Annotated in this window: 22 protein-coding genes and 1 tRNA gene; 22 read left to right on the top strand and 1 reads right to left on the bottom strand. The window is 39.4% G+C overall.

Annotation, left to right across the window (positions count from 1 at the left end; translation table 11 throughout):
* Window positions 1-2 precede the first annotated feature (2 nt).
* Both plsY and BUB71_RS02285 read left to right on the top strand, forming a co-directional pair.
* Complete coding sequence (plsY, locus tag BUB71_RS02290) at window positions 3-596, top strand: glycerol-3-phosphate 1-O-acyltransferase PlsY (protein WP_245815492.1); 594 nt, start codon at window positions 3-5, stop codon at window positions 594-596.
* The gene (locus BUB71_RS02285; RefSeq protein ID WP_073151316.1) at window positions 596-1627 is read left to right on the top strand and encodes an NAD(P)H-dependent glycerol-3-phosphate dehydrogenase; all 1032 of its coding nucleotides are present in this window, start codon (window positions 596-598) and stop codon (window positions 1625-1627) included. Before plsY ends, BUB71_RS02285 begins: the two co-directional genes overlap by 1 nt.
* Before the next feature lie 150 nt (window positions 1628-1777).
* On the opposite strand, the gene BUB71_RS02280 is transcribed toward BUB71_RS02285, so the two are convergent.
* On the bottom strand, window positions 1778-2299 hold the full coding sequence (locus BUB71_RS02280; RefSeq protein WP_073151312.1) for a hypothetical protein: 522 nt from the start codon (window positions 2297-2299) through the stop codon (window positions 1778-1780).
* Window positions 2300-2441: 142 nt separating this feature from the next.
* Here BUB71_RS02280 and BUB71_RS19370 point away from each other — a divergent pair, with 142 nt between their 5' ends.
* The 20 genes from BUB71_RS19370 (at window position 2442) to trpC (ending at window position 17047) form a co-directional block, all read left to right on the top strand.
* The gene (locus tag BUB71_RS19370) at window positions 2442-2603 is read left to right on the top strand and encodes a hypothetical protein (protein ID WP_175552257.1); all 162 of its coding nucleotides are present in this window, start codon (window positions 2442-2444) and stop codon (window positions 2601-2603) included.
* Between the two features lie 13 nt (window positions 2604-2616).
* Window positions 2617-3318, top strand: a complete 702-nt coding sequence (locus BUB71_RS02275; RefSeq protein WP_073151308.1) for a hypothetical protein — start codon at window positions 2617-2619, stop codon at window positions 3316-3318.
* 59 nt (window positions 3319-3377) lie between these two features.
* Complete coding sequence (locus BUB71_RS19365) at window positions 3378-3524, top strand: hypothetical protein (RefSeq protein ID WP_175552256.1); 147 nt, start codon at window positions 3378-3380, stop codon at window positions 3522-3524.
* A gap of 183 nt (window positions 3525-3707) precedes the next feature.
* The gene (gene spoIVA, locus BUB71_RS02270) at window positions 3708-5186 is read left to right on the top strand and encodes a stage IV sporulation protein A (RefSeq protein ID WP_073151305.1); all 1479 of its coding nucleotides are present in this window, start codon (window positions 3708-3710) and stop codon (window positions 5184-5186) included.
* Between the two features lie 182 nt (window positions 5187-5368).
* Window positions 5369-5635, top strand: coding sequence for an HU family DNA-binding protein (locus BUB71_RS02265; RefSeq protein ID WP_073151301.1), 267 nt, complete (start codon window positions 5369-5371; stop codon window positions 5633-5635).
* Between the two features lie 173 nt (window positions 5636-5808).
* Window positions 5809-6375: a GTP cyclohydrolase I FolE gene (gene folE, locus BUB71_RS02260; RefSeq protein WP_073151296.1), complete on the top strand. Its 567-nt coding sequence runs from the start codon at window positions 5809-5811 to the stop codon at window positions 6373-6375.
* Window positions 6376-6425: 50 nt separating this feature from the next.
* Window positions 6426-6502, top strand: a tRNA-Pro gene (locus tag BUB71_RS02255).
* 108 nt (window positions 6503-6610) lie between these two features.
* Window positions 6611-6838 (top strand): trp RNA-binding attenuation protein MtrB, encoded by a 228-nt coding sequence (gene mtrB / locus BUB71_RS02250; protein ID WP_073151293.1) that lies wholly within the window; start codon window positions 6611-6613, stop codon window positions 6836-6838.
* A 67-nt stretch (window positions 6839-6905) separates the two neighbouring features.
* Complete coding sequence (locus BUB71_RS02245) at window positions 6906-7397, top strand: hypothetical protein (RefSeq protein ID WP_073151290.1); 492 nt, start codon at window positions 6906-6908, stop codon at window positions 7395-7397.
* Between the two features lie 63 nt (window positions 7398-7460).
* Window positions 7461-8192, top strand: coding sequence for a heptaprenyl diphosphate synthase component 1 (locus BUB71_RS02240; RefSeq protein WP_073151287.1), 732 nt, complete (start codon window positions 7461-7463; stop codon window positions 8190-8192).
* Window positions 8189-8941, top strand: coding sequence for a demethylmenaquinone methyltransferase (locus tag BUB71_RS02235; protein ID WP_281248156.1), 753 nt, complete (start codon window positions 8189-8191; stop codon window positions 8939-8941). The genes BUB71_RS02240 and BUB71_RS02235 overlap by 4 nt, the downstream gene beginning before the upstream one ends.
* A gap of 3 nt (window positions 8942-8944) precedes the next feature.
* A complete protein-coding gene (locus BUB71_RS02230; protein WP_073151285.1) occupies window positions 8945-9817 on the top strand; it encodes a UbiA-like polyprenyltransferase in 873 nt (290 codons plus the stop codon).
* 24 nt (window positions 9818-9841) lie between these two features.
* Window positions 9842-10663 (top strand): menaquinone biosynthetic enzyme MqnA/MqnD family protein, encoded by an 822-nt coding sequence (locus tag BUB71_RS02225; protein ID WP_073151282.1) that lies wholly within the window; start codon window positions 9842-9844, stop codon window positions 10661-10663.
* 48 nt (window positions 10664-10711) lie between these two features.
* The gene (locus BUB71_RS02220; protein WP_073151279.1) at window positions 10712-11683 is read left to right on the top strand and encodes a polyprenyl synthetase family protein; all 972 of its coding nucleotides are present in this window, start codon (window positions 10712-10714) and stop codon (window positions 11681-11683) included.
* A 102-nt stretch (window positions 11684-11785) separates the two neighbouring features.
* Window positions 11786-12232, top strand: a complete 447-nt coding sequence (gene ndk, locus BUB71_RS02215; RefSeq protein WP_073151276.1) for a nucleoside-diphosphate kinase — start codon at window positions 11786-11788, stop codon at window positions 12230-12232.
* Window positions 12233-12428: 196 nt separating this feature from the next.
* A complete protein-coding gene (aroC, locus tag BUB71_RS02210) occupies window positions 12429-13592 on the top strand; it encodes a chorismate synthase (RefSeq protein WP_073151273.1) in 1164 nt (387 codons plus the stop codon).
* Window positions 13592-14689 carry a 3-dehydroquinate synthase gene (aroB, locus tag BUB71_RS02205; protein ID WP_073151269.1) on the top strand — a complete coding sequence of 366 codons (1098 nt, stop codon included), beginning with the start codon at window positions 13592-13594 and terminating at the stop codon, window positions 14687-14689. The genes aroC and aroB overlap by 1 nt, the downstream gene beginning before the upstream one ends.
* 6 nt (window positions 14690-14695) lie before the next feature.
* Entirely contained in the window at window positions 14696-15067 is a 372-nt protein-coding gene (aroH, locus tag BUB71_RS02200; RefSeq protein WP_073151266.1) for a chorismate mutase, read from the top strand.
* A 194-nt stretch (window positions 15068-15261) separates the two neighbouring features.
* Window positions 15262-16287, top strand: coding sequence for an anthranilate phosphoribosyltransferase (gene trpD / locus BUB71_RS02195; protein WP_073152704.1), 1026 nt, complete (start codon window positions 15262-15264; stop codon window positions 16285-16287).
* Window positions 16277-17047: an indole-3-glycerol phosphate synthase TrpC gene (trpC, locus tag BUB71_RS02190; RefSeq protein ID WP_073151263.1), complete on the top strand. Its 771-nt coding sequence runs from the start codon at window positions 16277-16279 to the stop codon at window positions 17045-17047. Before trpD ends, trpC begins: the two co-directional genes overlap by 11 nt.
* Window position 17048: the final 1 nt, after the last annotated feature.

Raw genomic sequence — 17048 nt, 5'->3', positions numbered from 1 at the left:
CAGTGAATCATTGGAGCTTTTTCTTGATCGCTATGCTCTGTTCTTATTTACTTGGTTCAATCAGTTTTAGCTATATCCTAGTCAAACAATTAAAAAAAGTGGACATTCGAGATCACGGGAGTGGAAATGCTGGTGCAACCAATACTTTACGTGTACTGGGAAAAGGACCCGCAACAATCGTTTTGCTTTTGGATGCACTAAAAGGAGCTTTAGCTGTCATCTTAACGCTTTGGATGACTGATAATCCGACATGGTCGATTCTTGGAGGTATCCTGGCAATTATTGGGCACAATTGGCCGATTTTCTTTGGTTTTCGTGGTGGTAAGGGGATTGCGACTACAATTGGTGCCTCTTTTGTGATCGCTTGGCAAGCAGCTTTAGTTGCTTCAGTTGTTGCTATTTTAGTTATCCTCTTGTTTCGATATGTATCTTTGGGTTCGTTGCTTTATACAATAACCCTATCTTTGATGATTTTCATTTTACACATCGGTCCTCCTTCCTATTTTTGGATGAGTCTACTTATTGTTTTATTGGCCCTTTTTCAACATCGTCAAAATATGATTCAACTTTTCCAAGGAAAGGAAAGAAAGATTTAGTGGTACATAAAAGAGTAGCTGTATTAGGTGCTGGAAGCTGGGGGACGGCGTTGGCCACTGTGTTGGCGGATAATGGTTGTAATGTGATGGTATGGGCACGCAGAAAAGAACTAGCAGAAGAAATTGATCAACATCATACCAATCAAAAATATTTACCAAATCAAATTTTACCCGCTTCGATTCATGCAACACATTCACTTCGTGATGCTGTTATCGATCGGGATATTATTTTGTTTGTTGTCCCGTCACAAGTTGTTCGAACTGTAGCAAAGGAAGTTTGTCCTTATGTAAAAGAGAATGCAATGATCTTACATGCCTCTAAAGGATTTGAATTGGAGACATATAAACGAATCTCAGAAGTACTCATTGAAGAATGTGTGGATTGGAAAGAGCGATTGGCCGTGATCTCAGGGCCAAGTCATGCAGAAGAAGTAGTGCGACGATCACCTACTACGGTTGTAGTAGCATCAGAATCAAATCAGGTAGCTGAAGAAGCGCAAAGTGTATTGATGAATTCTTATTTTCGTGTGTATACAAATCCAGATCTGATCGGAGTCGAAGTAGGAGGAGCCTTAAAGAATATTATTGGGTTGGCCTCGGGTGTTGCAGCAGGACTGGACTATGGCGATAATGCACTAGCAGCTCTAATGACACGTGGTTTAGCTGAAATTGCTAGATTGGGGATTCAACTGGGCGCAGATCCATTAACATTTGTAGGACTAGCAGGAATTGGTGATTTGATCGCAACTTGTACAAGTCAACATAGCCGTAATTGGAGAGCCGGCTATTTATTAGGGAGAGGAGAAGAATTGCAACAGATTTTAACAGAAATGGGCATGGTAGTAGAAGGAGTTAAAACAACCCAAGCTGCTTATTCGCTTGCTAGGAAGTATCAAGTAGAGATGCCAATAGCTGATCAATTATATTCGATCTTATTTCAGAAGAAGCATCCAAAACAAGCTGTATCAGAATTGATGAATCGTGGGCGAACAAATGAACTAGATGAGATCAGAGGATTTCGTAAATCTTAAAATAGGCTGTTTACCTGTTGCCAGATTCGTGATTGGTACATAGTTTGTAATAGCTTCAGTCAAATTTATGCTATTGAACATCGAAACGAAGGACAAGGGATTATGATCAAAAGGAGGGTGATGCTTCTTGCATCTACCCTCCTTTTTTTGTTAGTATTCATCATAGTATTCATTAGGGTTGTAATCCGATGGTGAAGATATAGATGTGCTGACTTGAGCCTCGGCTTGTTGTGTATTGCCAAGTAGTCGATTTAACATGCCTAATAAGGCTTTAGGATCGATTCGACCTAGCATCTGACCGAGTCCTGAAGCTGGTGGATTGTTTGGGAGATCGATTTTAGGTATTTCTTCGTCTTTAAAAGGTAATTTTGATCCAGGATTCTTTTTTTGTGCAGGGGCTGATGTTTGATCTTTTGGTATATCGATAAAATTATTCGCTATTTCAAAGAGTTGGCATGTAGAATCTACAAAGTTTTCAATACGTTGAATCGAGGAACTTACCGTTCTAACTGTATTTCTGACTGTAAGCAGATGGTTAATTGCTTTTACAACCTGAGCAGCACTAACTTTGGGAAGTAATGATGTGATCCCCTTTTTTTCAGGTTTGTACGGCGGGGTAAGTAGAGGTGCGGCAGGATTCATCCGCTTCCTTCGCATTTGTCTTGGTTTCATCCGATATAAGCCTCCTGTCATTTGTCGGGCTATTGTCCGTTTATCTTATGCATCTGTCTACAGGGCTGAACTGGACAAATGACCCTGTCTATGATAGGCGAACATGGAATTCATTGTGATTGTTTAGAATGGAGTTGATAACATGATCAACTTAATGATTGTGATAACATTATTAATATTGATTAACTTTTTAGTCACACTCGCTAGATTACAAAAACGAAAATGGTTGCGAATCACATTATTTATTATCGCTGGATTGTTATTGTTGCCCTCTTTCCTCTTTGGGCTAAAAGCAATTATTTAGGGAGAGAAGAAGAATGTTGAGGAAGCTGAGTATTTTTTGTTTGTTGTTTTTTTGTGTTGGTTGCTTCTATCCACAAGATAAGCGATTACAGTTAAACCAGTTACCAGAACACATTAATCATGTCCAAGCGGCAGTTGATACATATTTGAAACAGAATAAGGTTTTGCCTTATCGATATCAAGAAGATGAACGGAAATTTGCGACTAAATACACAGTTGATCTGGGGAAATTAGGCGGTTTTTTAAACGATATTCCGCCTAGTGCATTTGAAAAAGGTGGGTATTATTTGTTTGCTTTAGTTGATGTAGAGAGAAAACCTTTGGTTCGATTGTTTGATATGAGAGTTTCTGATCAGGTAAGCAAATTAGAAACAGAGGTACGTCTTTATCATGAAGAAAAAAAACAATGGCCATTAGGAAAGCCTATCTCAAAAGATTATTATGAAATTGATTACAAAAAATTAGGAGTTGACTCCATTCATCTTTCGAACCCATACGATCCAAATAATCAGCTAAGCCTCATCATTGATAAATGGGGTCATATCTATATCGATTATCGTTTTTCTGTAATGAGAATGGTTCAACAATCAGGGAAACAGCCGCAAAATGGAAGTGATATGAAGCTGTGGTTAGCGAAAGAATCTCTATTCGTGCCTGCTTATTCTCCAAATATGCAATGGCAAAAAGGTGAACCCATCTTTTTAGAGGTTCATTGAGTAGAATATTCTTGAGTTAAGATACGTACAATGTATCAAAAGCAGAGAGGAATGATCTGATGCGAGAGTTTTTAATTGATTTGCTAGTCATTCCCGCAACATTTATCTTAGGTCGATTATCCCGATCCATTCATATTACTGGGTTCCATATACGACTACAACGCAAGAAAGATCCTGCTGTCATGAAAAGTCTACAAAAAGGATAGTTTTTAATGAAATGAATCTAATGGAAACCAAAATAAACACGGTTTCCATTTTTTGTTTTTAAGTGGAAATACTTGATAGATGAATAGAGGAGACAAAATTCTTTGACTCATTTTAATCATATTAAAAGTTTCGGTTCATATATTTATTAGCAGCATAAGGGGAAACTTGAAGGAGGGCATTGCATGGAAAGAGTCGATATACTAAAAGATATTGCTGAACGTACCGGCGGAGATATCTACTTAGGTGTTGTCGGTGCTGTTCGTACGGGTAAATCAACATTTATTAAGAGATTTATGGAACAGGCTGTTATCCCTAATCTCACGGACGAGCATGAGAAGAATCGAGCAGTAGATGAACTGCCTCATAGCGGTGCTGGGCGAACTATTACGACAATTGAGCCTAAGTTTGTACCCAATCAAGCAGTCAATGTACATGTGGAAGAAGGTTTAAATGTAAATATCCGGTTGGTTGATTGTGTAGGATATGCAATTGAGGGTGCAAAAGGATATGAGGATGAAAGTGGTCCTCGAATGATCAATACGCCTTGGTTTGAAGAGCCGATTCCATTTCAAGAAGCAGCTGAAATCGGCACTCGTAAAGTGATTCAAAAACATTCGACATTAGGGATCGTGATGACTACAGATGGATCGATTGCTGATCTACCACGTGAGGCTTATGAGGAAGCAGAAGAACGAATCGTCGAAGAGCTAAAGGAAGTTGGAAAACCGTTTATCATGTTGGTGAATTCAAGTCATCCACACAGTGAGTCAGTACATGAACTTCGATCACAATTGGCAGAGAAGTATGATATCCCAGTGCTTGCCATGAGTGTAGCAACCATGAACGAGGATGATATTCTAGGTGTTCTCCGTGAGGTTCTATATGAGTTCCCAGTTCACGAAGTAAATGTAAATCTTCCTTCATGGGTGATGGTTCTGGAAGAGGATCATTGGCTGCGCAATCACTTTGAGAATTCAGTCAGAGAAACTGTGAAAGATATTCGTCGTTTACGTGATGTAGATCAAGTAGTTGGACAATTTGTTGAATTCGAGTTTATTGAGAAGGCTAACCTATCTGATATGGATATGGGTCGAGGTATTGCTGAAATTGATTTATATGCATCTGATGATCTTTATGATCAAGTCTTAACTGAAATTGTTGGAGTAGAGATCAAAGGGAAAGACCATTTGCTAGAGCTCATGCAAGAATTTAGTATAGCAAAGAAGGAATATGATAAAGTAGCTGAAGCATTGAAAATGGTTCGTACTACTGGCTATGGAGTAGCTCCACCAAACATTGAAGAAATGAGACTTGATGAACCGGAATTAATCAAACAAGGATCACGATTTGGTGTTCGGTTAAAGGCGACAGCTCCATCGATTCATATGGTTCGAGTAAATGTCCATTCAGAGTTTTCACCCATTATCGGTTCTGAAAGACAGAGTGAGGAGTTAGTCAATTACTTGATGCGAGATTTTGAGAGTGATCCGCTCAGAATTTGGGAATCGGATATATTTGGTCGATCACTCAATTCCATTGTAAGAGAAGGGATTCAAGCGAAATTATCGATGATGCCAGAGAACGCTCGCTATAAACTACAAGAGACTTTAGAGAGGATTATTAACGAAGGTTCTGGTGGGCTGATAGCGATTATTTTGTAAAGAAATAATCATTAGGGCGCTCTTTAACAAGAGTGCTTTTTTTGATTCAATCTGTAGAAAAATAAAATTGTTTTTTATAGATCAAGAGAATATACTTGAATCCTTTGGTCGTCTGTATTACTATATCTTTGTTGCGTGCAATACTTATGTTCGTTGCACGGAGTTGAACAGGAGGTGCGGTTGTGAATAAAACCGAACTAATCACGAAAGTAGCAGAAGCTACAAGCATGACCAAGAAAGAGGCAACTCAATCTGTCGAAGCTGTATTAGAGGCGATTTCAGGAGCTTTGCAAACTGGGGACAAAGTTCAACTGATTGGCTTTGGTAACTTTGAAGTACGTGAACGTGCAGCTCGTAATCCTCAAACAGGAGAAGAGATTGAGATTCCTGCTAGCAAAGTTCCAGCGTTTAAACCTGGTAAACAACTAAAAGCGGCAGTAAATAATTAGTTCTCTTTCAGTACGTTGGATTACATAACCCCCTGTACGAACAGGTCCCCGTTTTGGTGGACCTGTTTTTATCATGATAAATTAGGTTGGATATAAAGAATATATGAAATATAGCATTTGAGGCATTATATTTTATCAACATGGTATTGCCAAAAATGGAGGAATGGGTTTCCATGCGAGTTGATCAACAAAAAATCGAACAAGCGGTTCGAATGATATTAGAAGCAGTTGGGGAGAATCCTGATCGTGAAGGGTTAATTGGTACACCGGCACGGGTTGCGCGAATGTATGAAGAATTATTTCAAGGGATGGACGAGGATCCGCGAAAGCACTTTGATGTTGTATTTAGTGAGGAACATGAAGAGTTAGTTCTAGTCAAAGATATCCCTTTTTTTTCGCTATGTGAACATCATTTGGTTCCATTTTATGGCCATGCACATGTTGCATATATTCCACGCAGTGGTAGAGTAACAGGTCTTTCGAAATTAGCACGAGCTGTTGAGACAGTTGCAAGAAGACCACAATTGCAAGAAAGAATAACATCTACAATTGCTGAATCAATTATGGAAAAATTAGATCCATATGGTGTGATGGTGGTTGTCGATGCAGAACATATGTGTATGACAATGCGTGGAATTAAAAAGCCAGGTGCTAAGACTGTAACTACAGCTGTACGTGGCAGAATGGCAGAAGAATCGGACATACGATTCGAAGTTTTAAAGCTTATTAAAATGCAATAAAATTCTCTTGACAGCTACCAAGTGAAAGATATATAATTTTCAAGTATTAACGGGCTATGGCGCAGCTTGGTAGCGCGCTTGCATGGGGCGCAAGAGGTCGTCAGTTCAAATCTGGCTAGCCCGACCAATCAAGACTCTCCAATGGGAGAGTCTTATTTATTTTCTAGAACTATGATAAACTACAATCATACCTCATCAAATTTTATGAGATGATCAGGAAAGGCGGGACGCTTTTTTGCGTAAAAATGTGAGTTCGGATTTTGTTGTGATAAAAGCACATGAAAATGGTGTGAGCGTCATTGGACTAACACGGGGTGAGGATACAAAGTTTCACCACTCAGAGAAATTAGATCAGCATGAAGTGATGGTTGCCCAATTCACTGAACATACTTCTGCAATTAAGGTGAGAGGTAAAGCGACGATCTATACCTCGTTTGCAGAAATTAAAACGAATGACGTTTGAAAATCTGGCATCAGAGAACCCTTTCTAGGAATAGAATGAAAGAAAAAGCGGGGAAAGGGTGACTTTGATGCAGGGATTTTTTCAGCGGATTTTTACAACAGGTGTATTATCTCTATTGCTCGTGCTATTATTGTCACTGATTCCAATCCTTCAAGTGAAACATCAGGAGTCATCAAATGAAGTAATGGTGTCAGGAGAGCCAACGCAATTAAGTGAAGCCACACTTGTAGAGCTTGTTTCTAACTATGAAAATTTAAATTTGCAAGAGGTGGATTGGCGAGGGGAAACACTTTTTTTTACTGCTTCACCAATTGTAAAGATTTCAGAGATAGAACTTTATCAAAACTGTTTTGTATTATTGAAAAATCTATTTCGAACCTTTTCTAAAGTAGAAACAATTCAATTGAAAATTTATATGAAGAAACCTATCGATTCTTTTCGTTTAATTGCACATCGTACACAATTAAGACAAGACCCAATGATGGAAAATATTAACCATCTATCAAGTAAGGAGTATCTACAAAAAATGTTCACATGGTTACCAATGACCGCACAATAGGGGTCATTTGCTTATGCTATACTTACTTGATCATGGGTGGTTTTTTGGGGTGACATGATTATAATGTCTGTTCATACATCAGATCAAAAATGGATAGAGGAACTGAAATCACATGCAACAGAACCTCTTGTAGAATCAATGATTGGCGAAGCCAATATACCATTGTTTTTTACGAAAGTCATACAGTTATTATTAGATTCTTGTGATATAGATATCGAACGCAAAAAGAGATTTGCAATTGGGGTTACATTATTGCAAATGGGACTTGAGGTACATGATCAAATTCCGGTTCATTCAGATTCGTCATCTGCCCATACAGCCTCACGGCAATTGCTAGTCTTGGCAGGTGATTATTATAGCAGTCGGTATTATCGACTTTTCTCGTTGCATGGTGAGTTAAAGGCGATTGCATTTTTTAGTGATCGAGTCGGTGAAATCAATAAATCACGATTAAATCTTCACCTTAGTATGCTTCGTGAAAATCGTTTGCCGCATGGATCTTATGATGATTTGATTAAATTTACAAGCGGTTTATTTGCGGCATTAGCCGACTTTTTTCATGTTAAGGAGATATTCTCCTACAATTGGGATGAAGTGATTCCACCATTGCTTTTAGTTTATTTCCTCTATAGTCGTCCAGATTGGTATATGGAAATAAGTGATTCGTTACGAAAGCTGGTTTGCCAAAAGTGGATAGCAGCATTTCACAAAATTGAGCATGAACATGATTCTGCAATTGCTGAATTAAAAAGCCTCTTTGATGAGCTCTCTCCTTGGGTGAATCAACATTTATGACGGAGGGAAAAGATGAGATGCCTACTCAAACGTCAAAGACTACCAAAGAAGAATATGTTCACGAAGTATTCGAGTCAATAGCTGATCGATATGACCGAATGAATACATTGCTTAGCTTTAGGCAACATAAGCGTTGGCGGAAATTTGCTATGCGAAAAATGGATGTTCAAATGGGTCACTCGGCACTTGATGTTTGTTGTGGAACGTGTGACTGGGCAATATCGATTGCACAAACTTCAAAAACTGGTAGAGTAGTTGGCCTTGATTTTAGTAAGAATATGTTGTCAGTGGGACAACAAAAGATTCAACAATTAGGACTTTCAGAGCAGATTCAACTCGTCGAAGGAAATGCAATGCATCTTCCATTTGTTGATGATAGTTTTGATTTTGTAACAATTGGCTTTGCTTTACGCAATGTGCCTGATCATTTGCAAGTTCTTCATGAGATGAAGCGCGTTGTGAAGCCAGGTGGTAAAGTTGTATCATTAGAACTTTCTAAGCCGATCTCTCCTCTATTTCGTCGATGTTACTACTTGTATTTTCAACAAATATTACCTTGGCTTGGGAAGCTATTTGCGAATAGCTATGAACAATATAAATGGTTGCCTGAATCTCTTCGATTGTTCCCAGATTATCGTGAATTAGAACAGCAAATGGTTGATGAGATTGGCTTTGCTCATGTTGATGTTTTTCCATTGTTTAAGGGAATTGCAGCTTTGCACATTGGTCATAAAGAAAGAAGCGAGTAAATCATGAACGTATTGATTAGCAAATTGAAAATAGTATTTGAAATGATTAAATTTGAACATACCATCTTTGCCTTACCATTTGCATATTTAGGAGCTATTTTAGGTTCGTTAGAGGATACTGGGCATTTGCCAACTTGGGTACAAATGGGCTGGATCACCTTAGCTATGGTCGGTGCGAGAAGTGCTGCTATGGCGCTAAATCGGATTATTGATCGCAAAATTGATGCAAAAAATCCACGCACAAGTAATCGAGCTTTACCAGCAGGTTTATTATCAGAAACCTTTGTATGGGGATTTGTTGTCCTCTCATTTGTATTATTGTTCTTTGCCGCCCTGCAACTGAACTGGTTAACTGTTTATTTACTTCCTTTAGCTGTCTTTATTTTAGTCTTTTATTCATATACAAAACGATTTACTTGGTTATGTCATTTTGTTCTTGGTATTTCCACAGCTGCGGGTCCACTTGGTGGTTGGATTGCCATAACTGGTCGTATTGACTTAACGGCTATTATCCTTTTTATCACCGTAGCACTTTGGATTGGCGGGTTTGATGTTATATATGCTTGTCAGGATGTATCTTTTGATCGTCAAGAACGTCTTCATTCTATTCCTGCTAGATTTGGAATTCGTGCGGCACTGTGGATTTCTTCGCTTATGCATTTGGTTACAATTTGTGGCTTAGTTGCGCTTTTACTCATGACAGAATTACAACTTTGGTTTGGAATTGGAATTGCCATTGCTTTTCTAATTTTAATCTATGAACATTCGATTGTATCACCAAACGATTTATCAAGATTAAACACGGCATTTTTTACGATGAACGGGATATTAAGCGTAATCGTCTTTTTATTTGCTATGGTTGATATTTTGTGGTGAATGAGCATTTAAGAAGGGACAACTATGAAGACAATTCGCATTGGAAAAATAGCATATACAAATGTACTGCCTATCTTTACAGCATTTGATGAAACAGGATTATCGATTGAGTGGTGTCCGCTTGTTCCCGCACAGCTAAATCGATCTATGCAGCAAGGAACAATTGATATAGCACCCGTTTCAGCTTTTGCCTATGGGCAACATTATGATAAATATGATTTGATTCCAGATATTTCAATTAGTTCTCATGGTGCAGTTGGCTCAATTTTTCTCTTTTCTTCTTTTGATCGGCTAGAAGATTTAGATCGTCAACCAATTGCTTTAACGAATACTTCAGCAACCTCTATCCACCTATTGAAAGTGATTTTAGAGAAATATGTTGGCGTTCAACCGGATTATCATGTGATGACCCCAGACCTTCATGAAATGTTAAAAGTCTCCAAAGCTGCATTGCTAATTGGTGATGATGCGATTTTATCTGCTTGGCATCACCCTGAGATAAAACGATTTGATTTAGGAGAAGAATGGTTGAAATACACAAGGTTGGGGATGACTTATGCTGTTTGGGCTGTGCGCAAAGAATTACTAAATGAACAGCCAGATGATGTATCAGAGGTAGCGAAACGTTTTCTTCAAGCAAAATATTTTGGCGTGCAAAATTTGGAAAAAGCGGTGCAGTATGCCTTAAAATTAGGGGGAACAACTGATTTTTGGAAATCCTATTTTCATGGTTTATGTTATGATTTTGGTAAATCAGAACAGGACGGATTGGCTACTTATTTCCAATTGGTTTATGAGCTGGGCTACCTCTCAGAGAGTGTACCGATTCAGACATTGGAGATTTGAGTCTGAAGTCTGGTTACTTGTGGATGATGAAAGGGGGAGTGCAGTTATATGAATTTGCAGACCATTTATCGGGGAATGAAAAAAAATTTACGAGAAATTGAAACAGGACTATTTGAGGCATTGAAATCAGATCACATTGAGTTACAGGAAGCATCACATCACTTATTGCATGCTGGGGGAAAGAGAATTCGTCCGGTCTTTGTGTTGCTTTCAGGTCAGTTTGGTTCCCCTTCTTTTGCACAACTCAAAAGCATTGCTATTGTACTAGAATTAATCCATATGGCTACTTTGGTTCATGATGACGTAATTGATAATGCGGAGACAAGACGGGGCAAGCCGACCGTAAAGGCGAAATGGGATAATCGAATTGCTCTTCTTTCAGGAGATTATATTCTTGCTTGTGCGTTACAGGAGCTATGTAAATTTCAGGATCAGCGAATTCATCGTGTTCTCTCACATGAAATGTTGGAAATGTGTCGAGGGGAGATTGAGCAAATTCGTGATCTCTATCAAGCCGAGTTAACAATTCATCGATATCTTCAACGTATCAAACGAAAAACAGCTTTATTAATTATGGTTAGTTGTCAGCTTGGAGCAATGGTGAGCCAAACTTCGGAACAGGTCGAACAAGTTTTACGTTCCTATGGATACTATATTGGAATGGCCTTTCAAATGATAGATGATATCCTAGATTTTACTGGAACTGATAAAGAATTAGGAAAACCGGCTGGAAGTGATTTGAAGACAGGTAATGTGACGTTGCCTGTCATTTATGCATTAAAACATCTAGATCCAGTTAAACGAAAGCAGATTGTTGATTACTTAGCGCATAAAGGACAATCTGATAATCTAACAGAAGTTTTAGAAATCGTGAAAACATCGGGTGGTATAGAATTTGCTAATCAATTAGCAAATCGATATTTACACAAGGCATTAGCTGTATTAGACAAATTGCCGAAACAGAAAGAACGTGATTCTTTACAAAGAATTGCTGAGTTTATCGTAAAGCGAACTTATTAAACGAACACTCCCTTTACTTGCTTCCTTTCATGATCGCTGATACAATTTGGAAGAATTCCTGTCTTGGAAGGAAAATAAATACATAGTGATAGGTGAGTATTGATGGAACAGACTTTTTTAATGGTTAAACCAGATGGAGTTCAACGCGGTTTGGTAGGCGAAGTAGTAAAACGTTTTGAACAGAAAGGTTTTCAATTAGTTGGAGCGAAATTGATGCATATTAGTTCACAACTCGCTCAGCAGCATTATGCAGAGCATCGTGAAAGACCTTTCTTTGGAGAATTAGTTGAGTTTATTACAGCAGGTCCTGTTTTTGCAATGGTTTGGCAAGGAGAAAATGTGATCGCTACAGCTAGACAGATGATGGGCGCTACCAATCCAGCGGATGCAGCTCCGGGAACAATCCGCGGTGATTATGGGGTGCAAGTAGCGATGAATATTATTCATGGTTCTGATTCACCAGAAAGTGCTGAACGTGAAATTGGTCTTTTCTTCTCTGAGGAAGAGAAAGTGGCATATGAGAAGACTATCGATCAATGGATTTATTAAGCGTGATTTAGATAATGGATTCAGCCAATCGGCTGAATCTTTTTATTTCGTGTGTTGAAATAAGCAAAGGATTATTTCATTTATATAGCAGTCTGTATGCTAAGATATGTTATGATGATAAAAGGTGCTTTTGCCCTTTTGTGCTTTTATGCGATAAAATATCCTATAAGAAAAGATAAAGAAAAGGTGATTTTAAATGAGATACTTGACAGCGGGCGAATCCCATGGACCTCAATTAACTGTGATTGTTGAGGGCTTACCAAGTCAATTACCATTTTCAAAAGAAAAAATCGACCATCAGCTTTCGCGGAGGCAAAAAGGACATGGTCGAGGTAGAAGAATGCAGATTGAAAGTGATCAAGTTGAGATTGTGGGTGGAGTACGGTTTGGTAAAACAACTGGCGCTCCGGTTGCATTAGTGATCGAAAATAAAGATTGGACACATTGGCAAAAAATTATGACCCCTAGTCCTGATCCCCAAGATGAAGAAAAACGAAGAATTTCACGACCAAGACCTGGTCATGCAGATTTAAATGGGGCCATAAAATATAATCATCGAGATATGCGAGATGTACTAGAGCGTTCAAGTGCTCGCGAGACAGCGGCTCGGGTAGCGGTAGGTGCAGTCGCAAGGCAAATCTTAGAGTTGTGTCAAATTCGGTTGGTTGGACATGTTTTGAGAATTGGTGAAGTGACAGCCGAACGTATTTTAGAAACGCCTTGGGAGCAGATGATCGAACAAATTGATCAATCACCTGTACGATGTATGGATCGCTCTGTTGAGCAAGCAATGATGGATTTGATCGATCTTGCAAAAAAAGAAGGGGATTCACTTGGGGGCGTAGTGGAGGTAATGGTTGAAGGTGTTCCTGTAGGATTAGGTAGCCATGTGCAATGGGATCGCAAATTAGATGGTCGACTTGCGCAAGCAATTGTAAGTATCAATGCATTTAAAGGTGTTGAATTTGGTATCGGTTTTGAGGCGGCGGAGAAATTGGGTTCGCAGGTTCATGATGAGATTGCTTGGTCAAAAGAACGTGGATTTTATCGGAAGACAAATCGTCTTGGCGGTTTTGAAGGTGGTATGACAACAGGTGAGCCGCTTATCATTCGTGGTGTTATGAAACCGATTCCTACACTATATAAACCATTGATGAGTGTCGATATTGATTCAAAAGAGCCATTTGCCGCTAGCATTGAGCGTTCAGATAGCTGTGCTGTTCCTGCGGCTAGTGTGGTAGCAGAGAATGTCGTTGCTTGGGAAATCGCTCAAGCTTTGTTAGAAAAATTCCCTGCTGATACCATAGATGAGTTAGTGGAGCAGGTGGAAGAATATCGTAAACGAGTGGTGGCTTTTTGATGAAAGAGCGAACCTTGGAAATTCGTTTATCGGATCAGTCATATCCAATTCATATTGGGAGTCAGCTTTTTTCACGTTTACCAACTTTACTCCTGCAACAGGGGATTACTGAGGATCGTCGTTTGATGGTCATCACTGATAATCAGGTTGGAAAACTTCATGCTTCCACGGTTGTTGAAACATTACGTGAAGCTGGATATGTAGTTCATTTGGCAGAAATAACTGCAGGTGAACATAGCAAAAATTTATTAGAACTTGAACGGTTAATTGGAGCATGTATTGTAGCTGGCCTAGATCGTAGGAGTGTGATTCTAGCACTGGGAGGCGGCGTAGTAGGTGATCTAGCTGGGTTTGTAGCAGCAAGTTATATGCGAGGAATCTCTTTTGTTCAGTTACCCACTACACTATTAGCACATGATAGCAGTGTGGGCGGAAAAGTAGGAGTCAATCATCCACAGGCAAAAAATTATATCGGTGCTTTTCATCAACCTGAGCTCGTAGTTTTTGATGTTGATTCTCTGCGAACATTACCTGAACGTGAAGTGAGAAATGGTTTTACAGAGGTTATTAAACATGGATTAATTTGGGATGTCCATTTTGTGTCATGGTTAGAAACACATGTTGACTCTCTTCTTCAGCTAGAACCCACACACTTGATTGAAGCGATTTATCGTGGATGTCAGGTGAAAGCAGCAGTAGTATCGCAAGATGAACGCGAACAAGGGATTCGAGCAATCTTAAATTATGGTCATACCATAGGACACGCATTAGAAGCAGTTTCGCATTATCAGCATTATAAGCATGGTGAAGCTGTTGCGATTGGCATTGCAGGCGCAGTGCGATTAAGCCAAAAATACTTTTCTTTGCCAATGGAGATTGTAGAAAGAACAGAAGCTTTATTAAACTCGTTTGGTCTGCCGACTCGCATTGATGAAAACTGGTCAATGGATGAGTTAGTTCAAGCGATGCGGCGCGATAAAAAAGCGAGAAATGGCAAACTTAATTTTGTATTGACTACAGGGCTTGGGAAAGTAGAACTTGTGCATGAAATTTCTACATCAGATGTAGAAGACGTTTTAACACAGATATGGGGGTGACATTGCGTGGAGTGGAAAGTAAGGGGGATTCGTGGTGCGATCACCGTGGAAGAAAATAACACTCAGCAAATATTAGAAGCTACTAAAGAATGTTTTTTGGAGTTAATCGAAAAAAATGAAGTGTTTGCTGAAGATGTTGCTTCAATAACGATTACAATGACCCATGATTTAAATGCAACATTTCCTGCAAAAGCAATTCGTCAATTAGCAGGATGGAAGTTTGTACCACTCCTGTGTGGGAGTGAAATTGATGTCCCTGGTGGACTTGCACGTTGTATTCGCTTATTAGTTTTGGTTAACACGACCCGTACACAACAACAAATGGAACATGTGTATTTACGGGATGCCATCGTACTGAGACCTGACTTAGACCGCTAATTGATTGACAGTTAACCATGTTTCCAGTAGAGTTATAGACAATTAGAGATTTTTAGTAGAGTAGAGATGAGTGGGTTTGAGTTGAGAGGAGCAGAGTGAAGGAACAGGGAGAGAAAGCCAAAGCTCATGCTTTGGTTTTTATCGTTTCTTCTGTCTCTCTTATCTCTTATCCAATAAGAGAAAGGAAGAGAGCTATGTTTAACGAGGGTATTCAAAAGGTGATTTCTGGGCAGCATCTAACACGTCAGGAAGCACGTCAATTTATGCATCAGATGATGAACGGTGAATGGACCAATGTACAGGTTGCTAGTCTACTCACAGCCCTTCGCATAAAAGAAGAGACTGCGGAGGAATTAATAGGTTTTGCTGAGGGCATGCGTTCCTATGCGATCAAAGTAGAGCATTCTTTGGTTGATGCTGTTGATACATGTGGCACAGGCGGTGATGGTGCCAATACATTTAATATTTCAACAGCTGCTGCATTTGTTGCGGCTGCCGCAGGCGTACCAATTGCAAAACATGGGAACCGAGCAGCTTCGAGCAAATGCGGAAGTGTTGATGTGTTAGAAGCCTTAGGTATGAATGTGGCTCATGATGCACAGATGGCAAGACAAATGTTACAAGAGACGAATATCTGTTTTTTATTCGCGCCACTTTATCATCAAGCAATGAAACATGTAATGCCAACTCGTAAAGAATTAGGGTTTCGAACATGCTTTAACTTGCTAGGCCCTTTGACTAATCCCGCCAACGTTAAGCGACAGCTTTTAGGTGTGTTTGATCACTCCCTCACTCCGATTATTGCAGAGGCATTAGTAGGATTAGGAGTCGAGCGTGCTTTAGTTGTCGCCAGTTTAGATGGGTTAGATGAGTTAACAGTAAGCGGGTCGACAAGAGTTAGTGAGGTACGTAATGGTCAGATATTTAACTATCTACTGTCACCGGAAGAGGTTGGCTTATCTTCACACCCTCTAGAAGCGTTAAAAGGCGGAGATGCCAAGCAAAATGCAGAAATAATTCGTCGTGTTTTAGAAGGCGAAAACGGAGCACCTCGTGATATTGTTGTTTTTAATGCTGGTGCTGTTCTCTATCTTGCTGATCGAGTGGGCTCAGTTCAAGAAGGCGTATCTGAGGCACAAAAAATAATTGATACAGGAAAAGCGAAAGCAAAACTAATCGAAGCCATTCAATCTTCACGGAGGGTGAAACATGTTTCTTAAAAAAATTGTGGCCACAAAACAAAAAGAAATAGATATTCTGAAACAAAAAGGACAGCAGGATCATGTATTGTCTTTAGCTAAAAATACTCCTCGATCTCTTTCTGCTGCTTTACTTGCTACCTCATTTGGCATAATCGCTGAAATAAAGCCTGCTTCGCCCTCAAAAGGAGTGATTCAGGCTGAGATTGATCCAATCACAATTGCAACTGAATATGAACGTGGAGGAGCGATTGCGATCTCTGTGTTAACAGATCGCACCTACTTTCAGGGTAGTGCCGAAAATTTAATCAATGTTCGAGCGTCTGTAGGATTGCCTGTTTTAAGAAAAGACTTCATTATCGATGCCATTCAGATCGAAGAAAGTTTGCAAATGGGCGCAGATGCGATTTTACTCATTGTTGCGATTTTAGAGGAGAAACAGCTAAAAGATTTGGTTCAACATGCTCATCAATTGGGGCTAGAAGTTTTAGTTGAAGTTCATGATGAGCAAGAACTAAAAGCAGCGCTCAGTTGTGAAGCTGATGTAATCGGCATTAATAATCGTAATTTGCATTCATTTGAAACGAACTTAGAGACAACGGAACGACTGTTGCCGATGATTTCAAGTGCACAACCCGTTATTGCTGAGAGTGGAATCCATGCTCCTGCTGATGCCCTGAGAATGAAAAATGCAGGTGCGGCAGGGATTTTGGTTGGGGAATACTTAATGCGTCAAACCAATCGTGAACAAGCAATTCAAGCATTATTATCAGAGGTTTGAT

Source organism: Seinonella peptonophila (assembly GCF_900129355.1).
Classification (GTDB): Bacteria; Bacillota; Bacilli; order Thermoactinomycetales; family Thermoactinomycetaceae; genus Seinonella; species Seinonella peptonophila.
The sequence above is the reverse complement of the archived record's forward strand: the minus strand, read 5'-3'. Positions and strand labels throughout refer to the sequence as shown.